Source organism: Escherichia sp. E.sYA108 (assembly GCF_011754335.1).
In the GTDB taxonomy this organism is placed as follows: domain Bacteria; phylum Pseudomonadota; class Gammaproteobacteria; order Enterobacterales; family Enterobacteriaceae; genus Escherichia; species Escherichia coli.
Genome location: NZ_JAAQVZ010000001.1, coordinates 2,563,271 through 2,585,869, shown reverse-complemented (window position 1 = coordinate 2,585,869; position 22,599 = coordinate 2,563,271). Strand labels below are relative to the sequence as shown.

Below are 22,599 nucleotides of genomic sequence, written 5' to 3'. Positions count from 1 at the left end.
CATTCAGACATGGTTAGTGTTTCTTGTCATTCATCACAATATAGTGTGGTGAACGTGCACGCGGGTGCAGGAAGAAGTGACCTTTTGGTGCGTTCTGACTGTTGATTGGCTCCAGAGTGACGCCGGTATTCGCTTTGCTTTTACGATCATGAACAGCATAGAGAATAAAGGGCAGGGCAAGTACCACCAGGAAACTAACGACCAGTAATTCAACATACATATCGGTAGAGTCACCCTGGATGTTATCCGGCGGCAGGAAGGAAACAATAAACGCCATAATTGAAGTCAGCAGACCGACAATAGCCACGACCAGCTTCACCCCTTTACCACCAGGGATATTAAATGTGCGTTTTAAGTCAGGATGTTTAAGAACCAACACAATGTAGCCAATAAACAGCATGAAATAAGCACACAGATAAATCACCACCGTCAGCGCCAGTGCGATCAGGAAGGACATGTTGTTACCGCCACCGGTATTGGTGAGGATGATCAACGCGATAGAAGTAATCACCAGCTGCGAAATGACCAGCGTTACCGGTACGCCATTTTTGTTCATTTTAGCGAATGCCGCTGGCAGCAGGTTTTTCTGCGCTGTGACATACATCCCGCGAGAAGGACCAACAATCCAGGAGGCGATTTCCGCCAGAACACCCAGCAACAGCAGTGCGGAGATCACGCGAACCGTCCACTCAATTTCCGGTGCCACATGTGACATCAGAACGGTAAAGGTTTGCATTACCCCTGCGGAGAGGTTGATTTCATTACCCGGAATGACCATCGCAATAGACAAACCGCCAACAGAGCTTAAGCAGATTGCCGCCACCATCAGCAGTAACATAGCCAGTGGATAGTCGCGCCCGGGGTTGCTCATTTCATTGACGTGGGTTGCGGAAGCTTCAACGCCCATATAACTCAAAATGAAGGCAACAAATACAACCAGAGTGCCCACTTTAGAGAAGTCAGGGAAGAAGGTCTTCGAATCCATTTCGATAGCAACGGGGGCACCGGAGTGCAGATAAATAGCCGCTAATGCGATCAAAATAAATGCAGGTAACAGGATACCGGCGAAGAAGCCAACTTTAGCAATTCGCGCCGTGTATTTCGTGCCACCAAACTGCGTTAATGCCAGCGCCCAAAGAATGATGAGTGCTGCAATAGTTTTGGTAATGGGGTCTTCATTCAGCGCTGGCCATTTCAGGATGTAGGAGAGTGCCCCTAACACGAAATAGAGCATCGGAATAAAACCAATGGCGATTTGCAGATAGCCAAATGAGATCGCTGCAAATCCCCATCTCGGCCCCAGAGTATTTGATACCCAGGCGAAGACGCCACCTTCTTCCCAGCCGTCGACGGTAGCCATTTCCGCAGCACAAAGTCCCACGGGAATAAACCATAAAATCCCGCCTAATAGCAGGAAGAAGACTAATGAAAAGCCCGATGTTGCGAAGGTAGGGTATTCATAAACAGCCATTACCATCGATGCCGTTATGGCAAAAAATCCGAGTAATGTGAGCTGCTTAGCTTTACCTGTCTGTACTGATGTAGCCATATTATCCCCCTAAAACGGTATTCCTGTCGGAACCGCACCTGTTTTGTTCTGAAGCGTATTCAGAACAATATTTTCCGTTGCTAATGCCAGTGAACAGACTTTGGAAATTGTCCCGAAACGGCTTCGTTTCGGGACACCGTTACCGTTAAACGTTATCAGGTGTGTTTAAAGCTGTTCTGCTGGGCAATACCCTGCAGTTTCGGGTGGTCGCTGAGATATTTCAGGGAGGCTTTGTAGTCTTCCAGCAACAGTTCAGCAAAGTCCATTTCGAAGCCGCGACGACACATAATGCGCATCACCACGATGTCGGTGGCTTCACCGCCGAGAGTGAAGGCCGGAACCTGCCAGCCGCGCAGACGCAGACGTTCAGAGAGGTCGTACAGGGTGTATCCTGGATCTTCACCATCTTTCAGTTTGAAGCAAACCGCCGGGATGCCTTCGTCCGGGCGACCGGTACAGATGAACTCATACGGCCCCAGTTTGGCGATTTCATCCGCCAGATAAGCGGCAACCTGGTAGGAAGCGTTCTGTACTTTGGTATAGCCTTCACGACCGAGGCGCAGGAATTCATAGTACTGTGCAATCACCTGACCCGCCGGGCGGGAGAAGTTGATGGCGAAAGTACCAATCTGACCGCCGAGGTAGTCAACGTTGAACACCAGTTCCTGCGGCAGCGCTTCTTCATCACGCCAGATAACCCAGCCGCAGCCCAGCGGAGCCAGACCGAATTTATGGCCTGAAGCACTGATCGATTTCACACGCGGCAGGCGGAAGTCCCAGACGATATCCGGGGCGACGAACGGTGCCAGGAAGCCACCGCTGGCGGCGTCGATGTGCATGTCGATGTCGATACCGGTGTCGGCCTGGAATTTATCCAGCGCATCGTGCAGCGGCTGCGGGAACTCATAGTTACCGGTGTAGGTCACGCCGAAAGTCGGCACCACGCCGATGGTATTTTCGTCGCAGGCTTCAATCATGCGTTTCGGGTCCATAAACAACTGACCGGGGCGCATAGGGATCTCACGCAACTCCACATCCCAGTAGCGGGCGAATTTATGCCAGCAGATTTGTACCGGACCGCACACCAGGTTTGGTTTATCCGTTGGTTTGCCTGCGGCTTCCATACGCTTGCGCCAACGCCATTTCATCGCCATCCCGCCGAGCATACAGGCCTCGGAAGAACCAATGGTGTTGGTGCCAACGGCCTGACCATTTTTCGGTGCAGGCGCATGCCACAGATCGGCAACCATGTTTACGCAACGCAGATCGATTGCTGCAGATTGCGGATATTCTTCTTTGTCGATCCAGTTTTTGTTAATGGATAAATCCATCAACTTATGGACATTATCGTCGTCCCAGGTCTGGCAGAAAGTGGCCAGGTTCTGACGAGCGTTGCCATCAAGATATAATTCATCATTGATAATCTGGAATGCGACATCATCACGCATTTCGTGCAGCGGAAAACGTTTTGATTCTGCGATAGTGGAAATAGACTTCGCACCAAAACGTGAATCGAGTAGTTCCGACCTTAAATCCGTTACTTGCTTCTTATCCATTTTAAACTCCTTAAAATGATTGGATCGCATTAAAAAAGTAGGATTTATCGATAAAGTAAGCAAGTGCAAAGGACTCGGTTTTAAATAACAAAATCCTAATGTTATTTATCGCGAGATATTGCGTGAATAATGTATTTTTATTAAAAAACAACATAATAGAGAATTCTGTGTGGAGGTAAGGTGTTTTATGTTGTTATTTTATGTGTTTTCTATCGTCTCCTGAATTATCACGTAAAAATCAGACCTTATAATATCATTATTAGTACACGGTTATTTACTTTGAACACATTTATAAAATTATTACATAAAAATAGCGAATATTGATAAAATCCCCGCCAACGATGTGTTGACGGGGCTGTGATTATTTTGGCAATAATACTCCGGTATAGGTATTCACCGGATGAGAAAGATATTGTTTAACAGCAGTGTTAACATTCTCTACCGTCATTTGTTTCAACAATTGCTCCTGCTCAGTCCATGCTGCAGGATCGTCATATTGAATAAGACTATTTACAATGGTATTCGCTAATTGTTGAACGCTACGCTGTTGGATATCGAGGCTGCGCTGAACGTTTTGCTGGTATTCGTTCAGTTCTTGCTCACTAATCCCTTTGGCCAGACGCTTAACCATCACTTCATTCGCTAACGTTAACAGTTCATCATGTCGTTCTGGTTGACAAGTAAAAGCCAGCAAATGACTGATATCTTTGGCCTGAGGATCAACCGAGAGGCGAGAAGAAACGCTGTATGCCCCAGATGCCTGTTCACGAATATTAATGCGTAGATCTTTTGCCAGTGCGACGTTAAAAGCATCGAGCGCCATACGCGTCGCCAGATTAACAGGAGTCCGGGAATTATAACGCTTCCACTGTGAAACCTGTGCCACTGGTTCATTTTGTTCTTTTACAGTAACCGATGCGTTGTCCGTCGCGCGAGTTAATGGTTTACCTGCGGCTAATGGCGAATTAGAGTGTTTGATAGATCCTAAGTAACGCGTAATTAACGCCACGAGTTTGTCTTCTGCGACATTACCGACAATGACAAACGTGATATCCGCTGGAGATGAAAACAACTGGCGATCGGCAGCCAGTGCATCTGCGGCAGTAAACTGTGCAATCTGATTTTCTTGCGGTAATTTCGTGCGGTCATCGGCATAGAGCGTCTCATACATCTGCTGGGCGAATTTCTCCGCTGGACGCTGGTCGAGCGTTTTCAACGCCTGAATTTGAGCATTTTGTAGCGATGCCCAAATATTGTCGTTAATCGTGCTGTGGGTGATTCGCTGGTTAATCAACTGGAAACCAGGTTCAGGGTTATTAGTCCGCGCGCTAACGGAGAGCAACGTATTCATGCCACTGACTTTACTGCTCATGGTTACCGAGTTTTCCGCACTCCAGCGTTTCAGGCTGGAAGAGGAGAGTTCACCAACGCCGCTTCCGCTTACTGCTTTATTAGCCAGCGCGATAAGTGATTTTTGCTGCGCAGGGAAACTTAAATCGCCTTTATTAGATACGGCAATAATTTGTAGCTTTTGCTCTTCACCCGCGGATTTTGCCAGAATAACCCTGGCACCATTGGAAAGTGTTAATGATGTCAGATTCTCAGCCAGCGTTTCTTTGCTGCTAATTTCCGCCTGTGGGTCAGCGTCTACTGTTAACGATAAATTTCTGCCTGGGAAGATGTAAGCCGCCAGCTTTTTGTTGGCGTACTCTTTTTCCAGCGCCAGGATAGCCGCAGGAGACAATGCTTTTTTGGCGGCAACTTCATTGTTTACCATTTGCTCCCAAAATGCGTCCTGGTTCTTTCTTAACTGCTGCCATTTTTCCGCCAGACTTTGCACGGTAATTTGCTGCCACAGACGTTTCGAAAGTTGATATGTCTCTTCCGGCGACAAGAACGGCGTATTATTTAATGAGCTGGATGCCAGGCGACTGGTCAGCATACGTAAATCACGCTCAGCTTGCTGATCAACCGCATTTTTCAGCCAGGTAAGGCGGGTAGATTTAACATCATCGAGTTCTTCAGCAGAAAAACCATGCTGATCAATGGTTGCCAACTCTGCCATTAATGCATTCGCAGCATCCTGCATATTATCGTCTCGTGCATTTACACGGAAAAATAGCGACTGATAATCGGGTGCAATTTTGACGCTGCGCGCAGTGCCGCCAGAAATAGTCTTCAACTCGCCCGACTGTATGCGTTCCTGCAGACGTTGGTTGAACAGCTGAACCAACATGCTCCATTCAGCTTGTTCGATAAAGCTTTGCTCATCGTTCACTTGTACCATTGGCAGGCGATAATAGAGTGCGATGCCGTTCACCCGGTTTTCTTTATCATTGATGATATTAAAGCGCAGGTGGTTTTCGGCTTTTGTCGGCCAGACGCGATTTTCAGCTGCTTTGTTAGCCGGAAGCTTACTTAAATTATCCTTTATCAGCGCCAGCGCTTCTTTACTGTCGATATCGCCGACCACAATAAAGGTCATATTATTTGGTTGATACCAGCGTTGATAAAATTGGCGCAATTGTGCCGGTGTGACCGTGGCGACGGTATCCATCAGGCCGATAGGTTCACGGTCTAAATTACGGGTATTTGCCAGCAGGAAAGGGCGGCGCGCCTGAGAGGTGCGCCATTTCGCATCCTGATGGGCACGCCATTCCTCAGTAATTACGCCGCGTTCAGCGTCTACTTCGAGTTTTTCAAAGGTTGCGGCATTACTCCATTCACTGAAGATTGCCATCACTTGTTGCAGATTTTGTTTCTGCGTAGTCGGCAAACTCACCTGATACACTGTTTCGTCATAGCTGGTATAGGCATTAACATCGCGACCAAAACGCAGGCCCATTGACTCAAATGTTTCGATGACTTTATTACCCGGCCATGTTTTTGTGCCGTTAAACATCATATGTTCTACAAAATGAGCCACGCCGCGCTCATTGTCTTCTTCCTGCAATGAACCGGTATGAATTTGCAGCCATAAATTTACCTGATCCTTTGGTTGAGCATGCGGATAAATCATATATCGCAAGCCATTGTCCAGTTGCCCGGTAATTAACTTTTCATCCTGCGGTAAGGCGGCGGCAATCAGTCGCCCGGGGAGCAACAGAGTTGCCACTAACGTCAGTAAGAAACAGAGGTTTCTCATAATTATCTCCATGCGAAAACCGGGCGAATTTACCCGGTAAAGTAAAATCCGAACTATTAAAATTTCATGCTGACATCAAGCCAGAAAGTACGGCCACTGGCGTAGGTCGCCACGCCGGTATTCGTTGTATCAACAGCGGTTTTGCTATCCAGTACATTGAGAATATCGGCACTGATCGTCAGGTTTTGTTGTTTCAGAAATTGTGGCGTCCAGGACAAGCGGGTGTCCCAGGTCAGGCTGCTATCCAGTTTCTCGTCAACATACTGCTTGTAATCTGAATATTCGCTGATGTATTGCGCATTCGTCTTACCCAGGATAATGCGAGCTTTACGCGCTTCTTGCCAGGTCAGCGTATTCGCCCACACCAACCCGCTCGGTTGATGCGTGAAATCCATGTTTAAGGAGATCTTTAGTGGATTATTAAAATCCGCCACTGGAACGCTATCGTAAGAGACCAGATTACCGTTATAAACCACCCGGTTATCACCGGTATTGCTCTCCTCATAACCATTGTTTAACGACAAGTTGCCCTTGCTCTTGATATAGCTAAAGACAATTTGCGGGTTAATATCTACCTGGCTGATATGCAGGGGTTCGGCCAGTTCAAAACTGAGGTTAAACGAATGTGTTTTGGTTTTGCCATCGTTGTTATATTCAGTAATGGTGGTTTTAGTCGCGCTGTCGGTACGGCTGCTTTTGCTGATTTGATCATGCGCTTCACGGTAAACATAGTTTGCACGCGCAATAACGTTCTTACCGATTTTCTGCTGCAATCCCATTGCCAGTTCATCGTTATAAGGCGTTTTCAAATCCTGATAACGCGTCAGGGTTTTATTGCCTGATACCGATTCCGTCCAGCTATTGCGGATATCACGTAATCCCATATCAAGAATATTCCCGCCATAGTAACGGTTATAACCGGCGGTAATCATTGAGGTTTGATCAGCAAAAATATCCCATTCCGTCATAAATCGCGGGGAGATATTGTGGTTTGACAGATAGTTGTCATAGTCATACCGCACACCGGGCATTAACGACACATTCCGCCAGCTAATGCGATCCGCCATATACAGCGTGTAGTTGTCAATTCCCAGGCTGCCTTTACCTTTATGGTAAATGGTATGGTTAGTTTTCTTTCCGGCAGCATTAATCACATAGGATTCAGACTGGTTATGGCGTTCAGTCCATGCATCGGAATAGATGTATTCCGCGCCGAAGTAGGGTTGATGCGAAACATTACCCACGGTGAATTTTTGCCAGTCCAGGCGTGTTTTGAAGGTGTAATTATCTACAGCCTGGGAAATGTGTCCTAATCCGCCACGGGTGCAACGCCCTGAAATATCACCATATGTACATGAAAGTTCGGTGTACCAGATGTCATGATCGTGACGGGTATAATCACTAATATGATCCCAACCAACGGTGGTACGCAGTTTGGCCCATGCGAGCTGGGTATCCATATCCCATGCCAGACCATAGGATTTATTACCCATTTCGCGATCAGACTCCGGAAAGGTGCTGGTATTATAATCACGGCTGGAGCCGGTATATTTTAAGGTTAAATCGTGGGTAAAGCGGTCGCTGGCAAACCAGGTAAATTTGCTCAATGCAGTATCGATAACGTTTTTATACTGTGCCCTGCCGGCGACAATGCCGTCATTCGAAACATAATCCGCGCGGGTGATATCAGACTGGCGGCGCGATAAACCGGCGGTAACGCCAAAGTTATCAGCGAGTTCCTGATTAAACGACAAGGTATAAAAGTTCTTTTTAAAATCTGGAGAGTAATAAGTACTTCCTGAAGAACCTTGATTAAATGCGCTCTTGTTATTCTCATCGATATGCGATGTTAACCAGTCCGAACGCGTAGTGCGATAACCCAGTTTCACGCTGCTATCATCAGCGTTGAAGCGTTTGATCTTTGCATCAATTACCCCGCCATTGAAGCGACCGAATTCAACCGGCACAAAACTGTCATAAAGCGTCACATTGTCCAGTAAGCTGACATCAAGATAATACCCCTGTGACATCCCGCTAATATTGGTTGCACTACTGGCATCGGACTCATTCGCTGGGTTCAGGTTATTCGTTGCACTAATACCGTCAATCAAATAGGCATTCTGGTAGGGCGACGCACCGTGAATAGAGATTTTCTCCGGGCGAATATCTCCCTGGTTCAATGAGGTACTTTGCGTTGAATCCATGCGTACCGCAGGGTTGGTTCTCAGCAGATCGCTGATATTGCCATTCCCGGTCGGTAAACGCTCGATGCTTTCACTGGTGTAATGCGTGTTGCCGTTTACGGGTACAGGGACAGGAGCATAGACCGTCATCTCTTCAAAAACATGCATGTACATATTTTTGTCATCGACGGCCTGCGCCACATCAGCGCCACATAAAATGACGCCAGGAATAAGAACTCGCTTCATTTATTTATATCTCCGTACAGCAGGGCTTTTATTGTTTTTATATAACCGCGCTAATGTCACAAATATCATCGACCAGGTTCCAGACACCGGGTTGATGTGTAACCATAATGACGCCGCTTGTGGGGAGTTTTTCTCGCACTAAACGCAGTAAGCGGATTGCCTCTTGTTCCTCAAGATGAGAGGTAGTTTCGTCAAGAAATATCCATTTCGGACGTCGTAAAATTAATCGAGCCAGGGCGATACGTTGTTTTTCGCCGCTGGAAAGAATATCTCCCCAGCGATCGTGATCATGAATACGCGCAGCCAATTTCCCCAGACCAACCTGATGCAGTACTTCGCTCAACGATTTATCGTCTACGGACAGGGGAAGTGCTTTACAAATAATCTCTTTCAGTAAGCCGGTTTTGATTAACGGTGTTTGTGACACATACCAACTGTCAGCAGGAGAAGAAATATCACCTTTAAACCACGGCCAGCAGTGGGATAATGTTTTAAGCAGTGTGGTTTTTCCCGCACCAGAGTAACCTTTCAGCAATAGCCATTTGCCTGGCGAAACATGAAAGTTCAGGTTCTCTAATATGATCTTATTATCAGGAGTACGAATACTCGCGTCAGCCACTTGTACCGCATGTTGACAATTTTTAGGCTTATTCGTAGGGCGCTGTTCGGTGAGTTGATGGAACTCATACAAGCGATCGATAACCGCAGCCAGTTCAGCAAGTTCATCATATTTATAAATAAACCAGCTTAAATTGTTCGATACCAGCATAAATGCCTGGCGCGATTTCATCAGTCCGCCCAGATTGATCTGTCCGCTAATAAACTGCGGCAATAACAGAAAGTAGGGAAGAACGCTAAGCGAGCGCGAATAAATATTCTGCCAGTAATCAAGCCACCGCTGACGATTCATTAAACGATGCCAGTTCTCTTTAATGGTATGAAAATTTTCGCTCAACTCCTGGCGTTGTAGAGACTCAGCATTGCTTAGCGCAATCAGTTCTGCCTGCTTATTATGCTGCACAAGATTAGTTCGAAATGTCGCTTCGCTACGTTGTTTTTCCACATTAAGTGGACGAATACGTTTACCAACCTTATGGGTAAATAAAGTTCCACCGATCACAATGAGCACGACGGTATAGACCATATACCCCTGGATACTCCATTCAGTTCCACCAACAGTGAATGAGAGCGTACCCGCGCTTTGCCAAAGAATAACGGTAAAGGTGATCAGCATGCTAAGTGACTGGATGAAGCCAAATGAAAGGCTGAGCGTTTTGCTGATCAGTAAGAGAATGTCTTCAGCGATACGTTGGTCAGGGTTATCTGTATTTTTATGCTCGCCGTAGATCTGCGTGAAGTAGTAGTTTTTATCTGCAAACCAGCGATTAAGGTAGTAATCTGTTAACCATTCGCGCCAGCGAATAGTCAGTAGTTTAATTAACCATGTTTTGTTTACGGATATTAATACAAAGATCCCCAGCAGGGCAGGGAACCAAAGGACAAGCTGCCAAAGCTTATCAGTTTCTTTCTGGCTTAGCGCATTGAAAAAATCATTATTCCAGTCGTTTAACCAGACCTGAATTTTAACCACGCCAAGGATCATGGCGAGGATAATAATGATTAACAACACTGAAGTTTTATTATTCTTACGCAGCCAAAAGGGCTTCAGCAGACAGAGATACTTTGCTATCAACATACAAAACGTAATGGGAATGGTTATCATTAGCGAAAATTGATTGTGCCACCCAATGATTATCTATGGCAATGATATACTGATGAAATTTATTTAAGTATCATTTAACAATATGAAATATAAAGAAATATTTAATTTTCAGTGGTTATGGTTATACTATTGATAATCAAGGGTATTGCTAATGCCCTGACGCATACCTCGTCAGCCAGGATTTTCGCAAAGGAAGATGATGAAGACGAAACACCCGACAGGAATTTATGTCGGGTGCCTTGTTAAGGTCATAAGAAGGAGGCTAAGAATGGAGCTAAGGGGGAGCGTTATTAATTATTCTCCATTTGTTTTGCAACATCCATAATGTGGTAAAGCGGTACTCTGTTCTTAGCTAACTCCACCATGGCGTTCATATAAGGTACCATGGTTGAAAAAAGGATTTTATAACCTTCGCAAAAATAGGAAACAGTCTCATTGTTTGCTTTAGTAATACGATGCTTAGGGCAACCACCATTGCAGATAGGTTTATATACACATTGCTGACATTTCGCTGAAATCCGTTTTTTTTGCGCTGTCAGTTGTACACTGTTCATCGTTTTGAGTTCCGATTTATTAATGTTTCCAATTTTGTACTGTGGATAGACAAAATGGTCGCATTCGTAAATGTCTCCATTGCTTTCAACAACCAGATTATCCTTGCAGGACTCCTGGAAAATACAACTGGTATGCCCATTCCCCAAAAAACGGCTGACAAAGCTTTCAAACTGACGGATGAAAATTTCACCCACATCGTTTTTAACCCATTGCATAAAAATGGTTGACATAAACTTGCCATAAGCCGTGGGAGGCACAGAAAAATCAATGATACGGAATGTGTTCTCACTATGACCACTGAAATCAATATTCGGCGTCCCGGTTTCGAGCAATTCGATAAATTGCATATGTTTACTGCCGATAGATTTTAAAAAATGATAAACCTCAAGAGGGTAATGGACATTAATGTTATTAATGACGGTTAACGTATTAAACTCTATTTGATATGATTTCAGACGCTCGATGGCTGCTATCACTTTTGCAAAAGTACCGTTACCTGAATTACTGCGCCTGTAGCGGTCATGTAGTTCTTGGGGTCCATCGATCGAGATACCAACCAGAAACTCATGTTCTTTGAGAAAGGCACACCATTCATTATTCAATAAAATGCCATTCGTTTGTAATGCATTAAAAATTCGTTTTTGGCCTGCATAGCGTTGTTGATAGTGAATAACTTTACGGAAAAAATCCAGGCCAGCCAGAGTGGGTTCACCGCCTTGCCAGGTAAAATAGACCTGATTGCCAGACGCTGCGATATATTGTTTGATGAACTCTTTCAGAGTGCTGTCATCCATCCATTTTTCATGAGTAAACTGCGACTCTTTTTCAAGGTAAAAACAGTAATCACATTTGAGATTACATTGAAAACTGGAGGGCTTGGCTGTAACGTGCATCGCTATCTCGCTCAATAAGGCGGCGGAAAAATCCGCCGCATGAAGGTTTAGTTATTTCGCTTCGCTTAATGCTTTCTTGATATTGTTAAACTTCTCCTGATTTACCTCGCTAAGCGGTGGCTGGCTGTTATCGATAAACTCTCTTACCACGCCTTGCATCTCTTTAACGACCTGCGGATTGGCGGCGGCAAGGTTATCTTTTTGCTGTAGATCCGTCAGTTTGTATAGACCTAACTGATTATTTTCTACTGTATAGACGAGCGAATAATCGTTATTTCTCACCGTATAAGAGAATTGGCTTAAGTCCTCGGTGTTGGGGTTATGCGGGTAATCGTCTGACTGATGGCGGACAAATTTGTGGTAATTATCCCAGAATGGAATGTTTTCCTCATCAAACCAGTGAGAATAAGATGTTATCCAGGTCAGATTTTTATGTGGCTCGCCCTGTTTCTTATTTTGCAACCAGGGCAGCAAGGAAACGCCATCCAGCTTAAGGTCTTTTGGAATGCTGATATCGGCTGCATCAAGAGCTGTCGGGTAGAAATCCATTGCGGAAATCAGCTTGTCATAATTACCGGGTTGAAGTTTTCCTTTCCACCACATAAACATTGGGGTGTGAGTACCGCCAGGATAGGTCTGACTCTTATAGCCTTTTTGCGCCCCGTTCAGCGGCAGAGGACCATCGATAACTGCACCATTATCGGAGGTAAAGAGAATAATTGTATTGTCATACTGTCCGTTTTTCTTCAGTTGTTCGAGAATGCGTTTTACACCCTGATCAACAGAATAAACGGAAGCGTAGTAATTATCTGCTGTTTGACTACCGGTATTAAATTGCTTCTGATATTGCTCTGGAGCAGGATTATCATTTGGCAGATGCGGAGCATTATAAGCCAGGTAAAGCATAAAAGGCTGGTCAAGTGTTTTGGCACGATCAACAACGCCAATTGCCTCATCGGTTAACTGATCGCTGATATAACCTTTTGCGGGGACGCGTTCACGGTTTTTGAACAGTGAAGGGGAGTTGTAATATGCCGTTCCTGCAGCATGGAATCCCATAAAGTAATCAAAGCCACGGTTTTGCGGTTGCCATTCTTCCGCAGAAAAGGTAGTGAAGTTGTCATGATAGTCACGCGTTTGTTTATCTTCCGGCACTGGCACATTACTGATTTTTGACAAGTGCCATTTACCTACTGCTGCAGTGTAATAACCATGATTCTGGAATAATTCAGGCAAGAAAGTTTCTGTTAGCGGAATACCATCCTGAGCATCAGTATTGGAATAGACACCAAAGCGGGCGGGCGCTCGACCGGTCATTATTGCGGCGCGGGACGGGCCGGAAACACCGTGCGCCACATAGCCGTTAGTAAAACGTACGCCTTCATCCATTAATGAAAGGAGCGTCGGCGTTGATTTTTGCGCAGCTTCAATGGCTTTATCTATCCCTATTTTGTAGGTATCGACAACTTCACGATTTTCCATTGTTTTTGGGTCAAAAGATCCCTTATCAAAAGGAAGTTGTCCATAACCAAGATCATCCATGGTCAGTACGATAATATTTGGCTTTCCTTTGGTACTGTATTCAGTCGGCGTAAAGTCTGAGAAAGCAACGTTTGTTTTGGTTGCTTTCAGCTTTACATCATCTGCCGCATGAGCAGCAAATGCAGCCATACCAGATGCCAGTATCAAAGATATCGAGGTACTTACGACACTTTTCTTTAATGCAGACTTCATAAATGTTCCTCTTCTTATTGTACTTAATTCCAAAGTAATTTTACGAAGAGAAATAAGTTAATGTAAGTGAAGTTAGTCACATAAATAGATAGCAAATTTAGCTAAAAAAAGGGAAATAACAGTCCATAACGCATTGACATTACTTTCTGTTCTACTAAGTAATTTCTCGCCGATAAACAACTAATCTATTGATATTTAATAAATTATTGTATTTTACTGACAAAATGCCGAATTGAGATCATAAATAATCATGCAACAGGTTATGCAAATGCATAAATATGTGATGAATGTCACTTATTTATTTCAATAAATATATCGCCTAAAAACAACGCGGGGCAGGGAATGGCTGCCCCATTTAATTCTTACGCAGCGTGTGTGGTTGACTACTCGTTAGCAAATAATCAAATAGCTAAAGCATTCATCGTGTTGTCCGTGTTCATACCCGTGCGCCTTTGACAACGGTACTCCTTAGAAACTCTCTTTGGACTGTTGCCGAAATGTTTGCGGAACGCATAAATAAAATAAGATGTACTCGCATAACCACATTGTTCGGCAATTTTATTGACTGAACCTTCTACGCGTATCAAATTTTTTGCGTGCTGCATTCTGGCATCTAAAAGAATCTGTGAGAATGTCGTTTGCTCTTGCTTTAGTTTTTTCTTCAACAGGCTTTCACTAATGTACAGGCAGTCACAAATATCTTTCAGCTTCCATGGGTGCGCCAGCTTCATGTTGACAATATTTCTCACTTTCCCGGAAACGGATAGCACACCGTTAGTTAATAGTGTAATGAAACCTTTGCATGCGGCAAAAATAGACAGGCAAGAAAAAAGCAAAAGTTCTGAAAAATTATGATGATTGCGTTCTTCCGAGTTGAGATAAGCAATCATTTCATTAAGCAATCCAGTCGGTACATTTGAAGCACGTAAAAACTTCGCAGGAACAGGCACCGTCACTGTCTGGATGTTAGTGCATTGTAGATATTTTTTAATGGTATTTTCATTAAATCCGATTTCTTTAAAATGCCGCTCATAAGGTTCAAAATGCGTACGAACAGCGTTATCTACCATCAGGATCTCGCCGTCAGAGAAGGCGTAATCTTTATATAAAATGTTAGCGTTGAAGGCATGATGAATAAATATAACAGAACAAACGAGCGACATTTTATCTCCTTAAAACAATAAAGTTTTTATCGATACTTTTTTAACATTTCATATTTATAATTTGCTGTTTATTTTTCAGTCTTGCAAACTATTGATAATGAAATGTGTAAGATCCCTTGCAATGCGACCCATTTCTGAAATACCCAGCTGATCAATTGCCGAAAAAATGGCTATCAACGTAAGTGTCAGTAACAAGACAACCACAATTACAGACATGATTTCTTTATAGTTGTCTCTTTGCGTGATTTTGTTTTTCACTGTGGTCGCATGCATTTCAAATATGTTTATTTAGCGGATAACGTTAAAAATCGTTAATCAGTATGATTAATATAACAGGCTGGATAAAAGAGGAAATAGGACTGGCGCTTCAGTACTGAGCGGAGTTTCTTACAGCTGTAGGCAGAAGTTTATATCTTATAGTGTGTGATTTAATTTAATCCATGTGAGCAAATTGCGCGATAATAGTCAATGAGGAATTCTTCTGCTGTGCGGATGACAGCAGAAGAAATGAGGAGGAGAATTAATTTGATGGTTCTAATTCAACCGGAATACTTTTATAGCCAGGAATTCCACTTAATGGATCGTGGTTATCAAGTGTTAGCATGTGATTCGATTCTGGAAAATAGGTCACCAGTGAGCGGTCAGCCATAGGGTAAATGACCACTTTTAATCTATCCATGCGGCGTGAGCTACGTTTACCGTCTGGCGTGAGTGCAATAAGATTAACTCTTTCGCCGTTTTTTACACGGCAAATTTTAGCTTGTTTAGCACTCATAAAGACCACATCTCGTTGACCGAATACCCCTCGATAGCGATCATCCATACCATAAATCGTCGTGTTGTACTGATCGTGACTGCGTACTGTCGCCATGACCAGCTTACTGTTAAACGCTGAAGAGGGATCTTCTAACAGCCCTTTACTGGTAATGAAATTAGCCTTACCTGACGACGTCATCCAGCGCCTTTCAGCTGCTGCGTTTATCAGGTGAAAACCACCAGGATGACGGATGCGCTGGTTATAGTCGGCAAACTCTGGCAGCACAGCTTCAATGTCATTGCGAATGCGATCATAATCTTCCACCAGATACTCCCAGGCTACCACGCTCTGGGGTAGTGCTGCTTGCGCGATTCCCGCGACCACTGCACACTCTGATTTCAGCATTACACCGGCGGGTTTTAACACACCACGCGAGGCATGAATCATCGACATTGAATCTTCAACGGTTACCGCCTGCGCACCGCTTTTTTGCATGTCAATCTCGCTACGTCCCAGAACCGGCAGAATATAGCTATGCCGTGCGGTCAGCAGATGAGAGCGGTTAAGCTTAGTGGCTACGTGTACCGCCAGATCTAATTGCGTTAACGGTACAGCGCTCGCTTCCCGATCTGGCATTGCCAGTGCAAAGTTGCCCCCCATGCAGATCAATGCTCGAGCTTGCCCCGTACATATAGCTTGCATGCTGGCGATTGCAGCATGTCCAGGTGCATGAGGTGGGGTGAAGCCATAGCGCTCACACAGGCGATCCAGAAACTCTGCAGACGGTTTCTCGGTGATACCGACGGTTCGGTCGCCCTGTACATTAGAGTGACCTCGTAGTGGGCAGATACCCGCACCAGGCTTGCCAATGTTACCTTTCATCAACAGCAGATTGACCAGTTGCTGTACGTTCTGGGTACCATGTTCGTGCTGAGTGATCCCCATTCCGTAACAGATAATAGTTCGTTCGGCAGCGGCATATGCATCAGCAAGTTCGGCGATTTGTGTCTGACTTAGTCCAGAAATACGTTCGATATCTTTCCACTCGGAATTGAGCACGTCACGGCGTAGCTCGTCAAAGCCGACGGTATGCGTTTGAATAAATTCGTCATCCAGCAATGAGGGCCGACCTGCGGCGCTTGCAGCATCATCGCGCTCAATTAACAGGCGCATCATCCCCTTGAGCAATGCCATATCGCCACCAATGCGCACGTTATAGTAGGCACTGGCCAACTGAGTCTCAGAGTTCGTCAGCATTTCAAACGGGTTTTGCGGTGCGGTAAATCGCTCCAGGCCACGTTCCTGTAGAGGGTTGATAGCGATCATTTTCGCTCCCCGTTTCACTAAAGCGCGCAACGAAGTCAGCATGCGAGGGTGGTTTGTACCAGGGTTATGCCCAATGCAAATGACTAAATCGCATTTCTCAAAGTCTTCCAGCAACACGGTCCCTTTACCCACACCGATACTCGCTGCCAATCCCACACTGGTCGGTTCATGGCACATGTTGGAGCAGTCGGGAAAGTTATTGCTCCCGTATTCACGGGCAAAAAGCTGATAAAGAAAGGCAGCTTCATTGGAAGTGCGCCCCGAAGTATAGAATTCAACCTGATTGGGATCACTATAGCTTTGAAGGCGAGCGCCAATTTCGTCGAAAGCTTGTTGCCAGCTTAATGGCTTGTAACAGTCGCTGACGTCATCATATTTCAAAGGCTGAGTGAGACGTCCCGCAGCCTCAAGCTCGTGATCTCCCCAGGTAAGTAATGATTGAACCGTATTCTCAGCAAAGAAAGAGGCATTTACCTGCTTATCCGTGACTTCCCAGGCGATTGCTTTTGCGCCGTTTTCACAAATGTCGAATGACGCACTGTGCTTAGGATCTGGCCATGCACATCCCGGACAGTCAAAGCCCTCTGGCTTATTCATGTCAAACATGGCAATAACATCCTGGCGTATATCCATCTGCTTACGTACTGCATTCGCTACGGATTTAACAGCACCCCAACCACCGGCAGCTCCCTGGTAGGATTCAATTTTTTTCTTCATCTGCTTATCCTGTGTGGAAATGAATTATTAGGATTTGTAATAGCGATGATGCACAGTATATACATAGGGTTTATCGTCAACATGGATATATAAGAGTAGGGGACTACTCTCTTACTATTTTTACTCTATTATCGTTAAATAATAGAGTAGTATAAATACGATAAGTTAAGCATCATCTCTCATAGGGTTTAAATTAACATAATTCTCAATATAAAAAATAAGACTCTGGCTTCAATTGTGCGCGGATTTTCTTACAAGTGTAGGATAATAGCCTTCACAAAATAATTATCCGCGCAATTTTCGTGAATGGAGCGCATAGACTAATGTCAAAATCACAATTATTCATAGATAAAAGTGACACCAATGACTGACTGGACGGCTCCGGCTGCAACCTTGTTTCCTGTTTGTCCATAGGTTGCGCTTAAACCCAGAGGTACTTTGCTTTTATTTACTGTCCCCAGGGAGACATTTTCTCCTGTTGCCAGTGTTTTTCCATTACGCATCAGAGAGACACCCACGCCCGATGCTTTTGTTGCATCTGGTGCTGTGTTAGCAAACACTTGTCGGGCACTGTCAGTGGTGGCACCCGAAAGATAAAATGAGAGCTTTTGTTCGCTAGAGCAATATACACCAAGGGGTATTTCTGCGCTTCCAGGAAAGTCCGGGAGATTCACGGTGACATTACGACTATCAACGGTGCAACCGCCTGTTGGCATAACAACACTGTTATTTGAAATAATATTCCACGTAAAATTACGCGGATTTCCGCTTCCTAACGTGGCAATTTTATACATATGAATACGGGCAATAACTTCCCCTGCTTTTATGACAACTCCACCAGCCGCTCCGACTGGGGTAATATAGAGTTTTAACGGTAATGGCATCGGTGTCTTATCACCAATATCCAATACGTTGGTATTTGTCGTCAACGGGAAAGGGTAGGTCACATTATTCCAGTACAGTGATCCTTTATATGACTGTAGGGAGCCTGCGAAAGCTGATCCTTGTACCAGGTTTATATGATCAGTGTCGTACCAGCCGCCGTAATCATTCCAGCAACTTATATGCTGAGACAAGTCTACAACCAGATTCTGGCCCGGTTGTATTACAGGATCGAGATTAACATAAACAGAGGTTGTACCTGCTCCAATACTTGACCCGCCATCGACATTACAACTGAAGGCAAAAACTTTGCCTGCAATTAATAGAAGATAAATACCGAACAGGACCTTTATACTGAATGTTTTACCCATGATATATCCTAAGGTTAAAAAATTGATTTAAAAAGGAGGAAAATAAAATCAAATTGATGTTATTGCCAGGTATAGATCACATTGATTAGCGCCTCGATCGTACCCTGGCTTGCGTTTCCATTCACCGTGATAGCTCTTGCCTTAAGTGGAAACTGTGCATTACGAGTGATCTCATCAACAATAACCGTTTTGCTATCGCCATTTTTTAACGTCGCATCCTGGTCATCCCTTAGCTCTATCTGAATATTTTCGGCAGTACCTTCATTTTTGTAATAACCCGTATTGTCAGTTGAACCTGTCACGATTGCCGTCACTGCACTTGTTTCAATCGGACAATCGGTTAATGACAAAGTAATATTGTGCCAGCCAGATGCAGAACCAGGTTGTTGCAGATTGCGTGTATAAAGATCCCCGAGATTAACGTTAGCTTCTTTGGTTTGAATAGTGCATGGTTTAGCGACTACCCGACCATTAACAGTGATAGTGACATCGGCGGCCTGGAGAGTTGCTGTGAATAATGTGCAAAACGTAGCTAACAGGAACCTCTTGTGAAGTCTTTTCATATCTGACTCTGATTATTGAAATTCAAGGGTAAATGTTGCCGAAGCGCTCACCAGTCCTGGATTGACGGACTTCTGAGTTGACTTCAAACGAGCGGAGTAAGGCAAAATATTGTTCTGATCTGGTACCAATGGGATCCACTGCATCCCGGCATGAAGGTCATTCAATTTCACCGGACGCATATTTCCGTCCAGTATTTCTATACCCAAACCGGAGGCCGTATTGCTTCCTTCATCTAGTTTCAACAGAGTATTATTTTCTGCATCCTCAATACCGTTAAATGCAACCCGAACCCCCGTTGTCCCTTTACTGCATTCACTTAACGTAATCTGAAAAGGGACGGCTGGACTTGTGCTACCGGTCGTTGGAAATTGTCTGGCACTGTTTTTTTGGAGATCTACGGTAAAATTAAGCGAATCCGATGAGACTGTGCAGCCATAATCGAGGACGCGCCCGCTAATTTTAATAACACTATCTGCGGATAAAGCAGAATAGGTGGTTAATCCCAGACATAAACCGAGGAAAATAATGTTATTGTATTTCATAATCTATTGTTCCTTAGCGACAGATTGCTGTCTGCTGGTTCAGTAAGGTACCAGGAGAAACTTCAGGAAGCTTGTACTCGACAATACAGTTTGAGTTTTTATCTTTGCCCCATGAAACCTGTAATTTCCCTGACTGTGGAAGTCCAGTCAGATAAACCTGACCGTTTTCCGCGACAATGCTGCCATTTTTATTCTCTCCATGTGTGACAATTGCACCGAATGGAACGCTCTTATTACCGTACTTCAACGTCATTAATACTTTCCCGCCGATTTGTACATTAAATGTTGCTCTGGCAATAGCACCGTGAGTTGGGATGACAGTGACCACGGTTTCATCCAGTTCAACATTATCTGCAAGGGAATTCGCGTTAAGAGCGACACGATTTTCTCTATATTCTGTCGCAAATGGTAATATGGCATAGCCACGCCAGTCGGTATGAATACCGGTCTGGTTCTCTATTTTGACATTATCAGCGCCAGGAGCCTTAACCAGAACCATTGTGTCGCCCAGCGGCTGTCCAAAGGTGATGCCATCAGCATGAGCAATAATGCCACCACTCATTCCGTAATAAATCTGGCTGCTGTCACCACTCCGACTGTAACCGACATTCGTATTACCGTAAGCTCCACGATAATTAAGAGAACTGTAACCACTGGTGCCAGACGATGTATTACCCCCGTGGGTGTTACCGACCTGAACACTATAATTCAGGTTATTATCCGGCAGTAGAGTGCCATAAACCCCTGATAGGTTGGTCATGCCGCCTTTCAAATCGTTTGACATACTGTAACTGGCGTTTGAATTATGAAATGCCGACTGACTATCTGTACGCATCCAATGACTAAAGGGAACATTAAGCGTAAAAGCGAGTAAATGATCCCGATCGTTTTGCCATATATTATTGGAATAGCTGTAATTCAGCGAAGTCGTAATATCACCAAACGGCACATTTAATCCAAATGATATTTGCTGGTCGCTGCGTGACGTGTTCCAGTAACTTTGGCGACTGGCACTGAAAAATGTCGTACCGTAATTTCCAAGCTGCTGAGAGATGCTTATTTGTTCCTGACCACGCTTACTGTAGAACAGATTAAAATAATCAATAAATAGTGTCTGCTCACTGGTGTCTCCGGTAGGAGGCTTGACGGTGTAACCACTCATTCGACTGTATGCACTGTCGGATAAGTTATAAAAACCTTGCGTAGAATAGCGATATCCTGCGACCTGGATATTGGTTCCCGTCTGGTAGAAGGATTTGCTGTAGACGGATTTAACCGATTGTCCGCTGTGACGGGTGTCATCTGCAAGTGTCGTATTGGCCTGCGTAATATCGAAAGAAAAGGCACCAAAAAGTCCTAAATCTTTACCAATACCAAGGTTGAAGGCCTGATAATCTTCTGCAATTTGCATTCCGCCATAAGGTGTCCAGTTTCCTTTCAGACCATGCATCAAGCTTGCTTGTACGAACTTGGGGGTGCTTTGCAGGTTATTTCCACTACGATATTCCCCCATGGCAAGTGCATAACGCGTATATCCAGCACGTTGGAGAACCGGAACAGACGAATAAGGAACATATAATGTCTGAATACTGCCGTCTGCCTCTTTTATGGTTACTTGCAGATCACCACCATTGGCCGCAGAGTTGATATCATCAATAGTAAAAGGGCCGGGTGGGACAGTAGTCTGATAAACATCGTATCCATTCTGTTTTACACTCACTTGTGCGGTGCCACGAGCAATACCATGAATCACCGGAGCGAAACCATGTTGGCTATCGGGCAACATCGCTTCTGTTGAATTTATTTTAAGGCCACGAAAGTTCACACTGTCAAAAATATCGCCATCGGTATAACTATCACCCACTGTTAACCGTGAGCGTAACGGAATAATGTCACGTTCAGCCGACGTATTGATATGCTGCCATTTATTGCTGTCAGATGAATTGCTACTCCCACTGTTATAACTCCACGTTGAGTTATCGCGCAGTCGCCAACTACCAATGTTGATGCCACTCTGTAAATTCAAATATGCATAGTTGGATTTTCCTGCATTATGGTTACTACGGTTATTAATAGAATTACCATTAAAACTATAGTTTAGTAGCCCGGCATTTATTCCTTCTTCCCACAGATCAGGAGAAACATAGCCGCGAGCCATTCTGCCGACATATATTTGCGGAACGGAGAGTGACAGATGTTGCTGACCAACATCAAACTCAGATGATGCGTCAGCCAAACGATCCTGAAGTGGTGTGCATGCGCTGTTGTCCGGCACATGTTTATCTGCCGAATGTTCCTTGTTGTCTAATAATGCTGATTTTTTTATGCCAAGACTGACAAGAAGGTCTGTACTCAGGCATGGGATGAGATCTGCGTTATTATCATCTGCAATAAAAGTAATATCCCGACTAGCCATAAATTCGTCGTTCAAATAAATGTCGACCCGATATGTACCAGGTGGGGCCTCGCGTCCCTTAGTAAAGGCAGATAAATCGACAGATTCAGCAAGGTCATTGCTTAAAAACCGTGGATTAAAATAATACTCTGCGTCAACGGGAAAAACCGCAGTTGCTAAGCCAAGGGCAAAGGTAAGCCGTGCAAAGCGAGGCAGTATTAACACCTGATGCATACGATATGCCTTAAATGCGGCACGAAAGGCTGTCATTTTTAATCCCGATTGAGTTTATTATTAA

General features: G+C 44.6%; 15 protein-coding genes. 1 reads left to right on the top strand and 14 read right to left on the bottom strand.

Translation table 11 applies throughout. The features are described 5' to 3' along the window. Positions 1 to 13: 13 nt before the first annotated feature. The 5 genes from gadC to HBM92_RS12180 form a co-directional block, all read right to left on the bottom strand. Complete coding sequence (gadC, locus tag HBM92_RS12200) at positions 14 to 1,549, bottom strand: acid resistance gamma-aminobutyrate antiporter GadC (protein ID WP_000246022.1); 1,536 nt, start codon at positions 1,547 to 1,549, stop codon at positions 14 to 16. A 155-nt stretch (positions 1,550 to 1,704) separates the two neighbouring features. Beyond that, complete coding sequence (locus tag HBM92_RS12195; protein WP_000358849.1) at positions 1,705 to 3,105, bottom strand: glutamate decarboxylase; 1,401 nt, start codon at positions 3,103 to 3,105, stop codon at positions 1,705 to 1,707. A 361-nt stretch (positions 3,106 to 3,466) separates the two neighbouring features. Further along, complete coding sequence (locus HBM92_RS12190; protein ID WP_001443132.1) at positions 3,467 to 6,250, bottom strand: M16 family metallopeptidase; 2,784 nt, start codon at positions 6,248 to 6,250, stop codon at positions 3,467 to 3,469. A gap of 56 nt (positions 6,251 to 6,306) precedes the next feature. Then, positions 6,307 to 8,679: a TonB-dependent receptor plug domain-containing protein gene (locus HBM92_RS12185; RefSeq protein WP_000832489.1), complete on the bottom strand. Its 2,373-nt coding sequence runs from the start codon at positions 8,677 to 8,679 to the stop codon at positions 6,307 to 6,309. Between the two features lie 37 nt (positions 8,680 to 8,716). Then, entirely contained in the window at positions 8,717 to 10,402 is a 1,686-nt protein-coding gene (locus tag HBM92_RS12180; protein ID WP_001304373.1) for an ABC transporter ATP-binding protein/permease, read from the bottom strand. Between the two features lie 199 nt (positions 10,403 to 10,601). On the opposite strand from HBM92_RS12180, the gene HBM92_RS12175 reads away from it, so the two are divergent. Beyond that, on the top strand, positions 10,602 to 10,727 hold the full coding sequence (locus tag HBM92_RS12175; RefSeq protein ID WP_122083086.1) for a hypothetical protein: 126 nt from the start codon (positions 10,602 to 10,604) through the stop codon (positions 10,725 to 10,727). On the opposite strand, the gene HBM92_RS12170 is transcribed toward HBM92_RS12175, so the two are convergent. The 9 genes from HBM92_RS12170 to HBM92_RS12130 form a co-directional block, all read right to left on the bottom strand. Continuing rightward, positions 10,693 to 11,850: an anaerobic sulfatase maturase gene (locus HBM92_RS12170; protein ID WP_001304372.1), complete on the bottom strand. Its 1,158-nt coding sequence runs from the start codon at positions 11,848 to 11,850 to the stop codon at positions 10,693 to 10,695. The two genes, HBM92_RS12175 and HBM92_RS12170, sit on opposite strands and share 35 nt — an antisense overlap. A 51-nt stretch (positions 11,851 to 11,901) precedes the next feature. After that, a complete protein-coding gene (locus tag HBM92_RS12165; protein WP_001296072.1) occupies positions 11,902 to 13,584 on the bottom strand; it encodes a sulfatase-like hydrolase/transferase in 1,683 nt (560 codons plus the stop codon). A 401-nt stretch (positions 13,585 to 13,985) separates the two neighbouring features. Continuing rightward, positions 13,986 to 14,747, bottom strand: a complete 762-nt coding sequence (gene ydeO, locus HBM92_RS12160; RefSeq protein WP_000060504.1) for an acid stress response transcriptional regulator YdeO — start codon at positions 14,745 to 14,747, stop codon at positions 13,986 to 13,988. Positions 14,748 to 14,822: 75 nt separating this feature from the next. Beyond that, positions 14,823 to 15,020 (bottom strand): two-component system connector SafA, encoded by a 198-nt coding sequence (safA, locus tag HBM92_RS12155; RefSeq protein ID WP_000543389.1) that lies wholly within the window; start codon positions 15,018 to 15,020, stop codon positions 14,823 to 14,825. A 247-nt stretch (positions 15,021 to 15,267) separates the two neighbouring features. Further along, positions 15,268 to 17,547: an acid resistance putative oxidoreductase YdeP gene (gene ydeP, locus HBM92_RS12150; RefSeq protein ID WP_000726723.1), complete on the bottom strand. Its 2,280-nt coding sequence runs from the start codon at positions 17,545 to 17,547 to the stop codon at positions 15,268 to 15,270. A 338-nt stretch (positions 17,548 to 17,885) separates the two neighbouring features. Beyond that, positions 17,886 to 18,800 (bottom strand): fimbrial protein, encoded by a 915-nt coding sequence (locus tag HBM92_RS12145; protein WP_000520591.1) that lies wholly within the window; start codon positions 18,798 to 18,800, stop codon positions 17,886 to 17,888. A gap of 59 nt (positions 18,801 to 18,859) precedes the next feature. Beyond that, entirely contained in the window at positions 18,860 to 19,363 is a 504-nt protein-coding gene (locus HBM92_RS12140; RefSeq protein ID WP_000825467.1) for a fimbrial protein, read from the bottom strand. A 12-nt stretch (positions 19,364 to 19,375) separates the two neighbouring features. Then, the gene (locus HBM92_RS12135; RefSeq protein ID WP_000876767.1) at positions 19,376 to 19,906 is read right to left on the bottom strand and encodes a fimbrial protein; all 531 of its coding nucleotides are present in this window, start codon (positions 19,904 to 19,906) and stop codon (positions 19,376 to 19,378) included. Between the two features lie 13 nt (positions 19,907 to 19,919). Further along, positions 19,920 to 22,571, bottom strand: coding sequence for a fimbria/pilus outer membrane usher protein (locus HBM92_RS12130; protein WP_000123643.1), 2,652 nt, complete (start codon positions 22,569 to 22,571; stop codon positions 19,920 to 19,922). Positions 22,572 to 22,599 lie beyond the last annotated feature (28 nt).

Bases quoted from the DNA above. Each gene is read 5' to 3' on its own strand.
- HBM92_RS12190 (WP_001443132.1), bottom strand. From the start codon at position 6,250: ATGAGAAACCTCTGTTTCTTACTGACGTTAGTGGCAACTCTGTTGCTC.
- HBM92_RS12130 (WP_000123643.1), bottom strand. From the start codon at position 22,571: ATGACAGCCTTTCGTGCCGCATTTAAGGCATATCGTATGCATCAGGTG.
- HBM92_RS12185 (WP_000832489.1), bottom strand. From the start codon at position 8,679: ATGAAGCGAGTTCTTATTCCTGGCGTCATTTTATGTGGCGCTGATGTG.
- HBM92_RS12170 (WP_001304372.1), bottom strand. From the start codon at position 11,850: ATGCACGTTACAGCCAAGCCCTCCAGTTTTCAATGTAATCTCAAATGT.
- HBM92_RS12175 (WP_122083086.1), top strand. From the start codon at position 10,602: ATGAAGACGAAACACCCGACAGGAATTTATGTCGGGTGCCTTGTTAAG.
- HBM92_RS12180 (WP_001304373.1), bottom strand. From the start codon at position 10,402: ATGATAACCATTCCCATTACGTTTTGTATGTTGATAGCAAAGTATCTC.
- HBM92_RS12165 (WP_001296072.1), bottom strand. From the start codon at position 13,584: ATGAAGTCTGCATTAAAGAAAAGTGTCGTAAGTACCTCGATATCTTTG.
- HBM92_RS12135 (WP_000876767.1), bottom strand. From the start codon at position 19,906: ATGAAATACAATAACATTATTTTCCTCGGTTTATGTCTGGGATTAACC.
- ydeP (WP_000726723.1), bottom strand. From the start codon at position 17,547: ATGAAGAAAAAAATTGAATCCTACCAGGGAGCTGCCGGTGGTTGGGGT.
- HBM92_RS12195 (WP_000358849.1), bottom strand. From the start codon at position 3,105: ATGGATAAGAAGCAAGTAACGGATTTAAGGTCGGAACTACTCGATTCA.
- HBM92_RS12140 (WP_000825467.1), bottom strand. From the start codon at position 19,363: ATGAAAAGACTTCACAAGAGGTTCCTGTTAGCTACGTTTTGCACATTA.
- safA (WP_000543389.1), bottom strand. From the start codon at position 15,020: ATGCATGCGACCACAGTGAAAAACAAAATCACGCAAAGAGACAACTAT.
- ydeO (WP_000060504.1), bottom strand. From the start codon at position 14,747: ATGTCGCTCGTTTGTTCTGTTATATTTATTCATCATGCCTTCAACGCT.
- HBM92_RS12145 (WP_000520591.1), bottom strand. From the start codon at position 18,800: ATGGGTAAAACATTCAGTATAAAGGTCCTGTTCGGTATTTATCTTCTA.
- gadC (WP_000246022.1), bottom strand. From the start codon at position 1,549: ATGGCTACATCAGTACAGACAGGTAAAGCTAAGCAGCTCACATTACTC.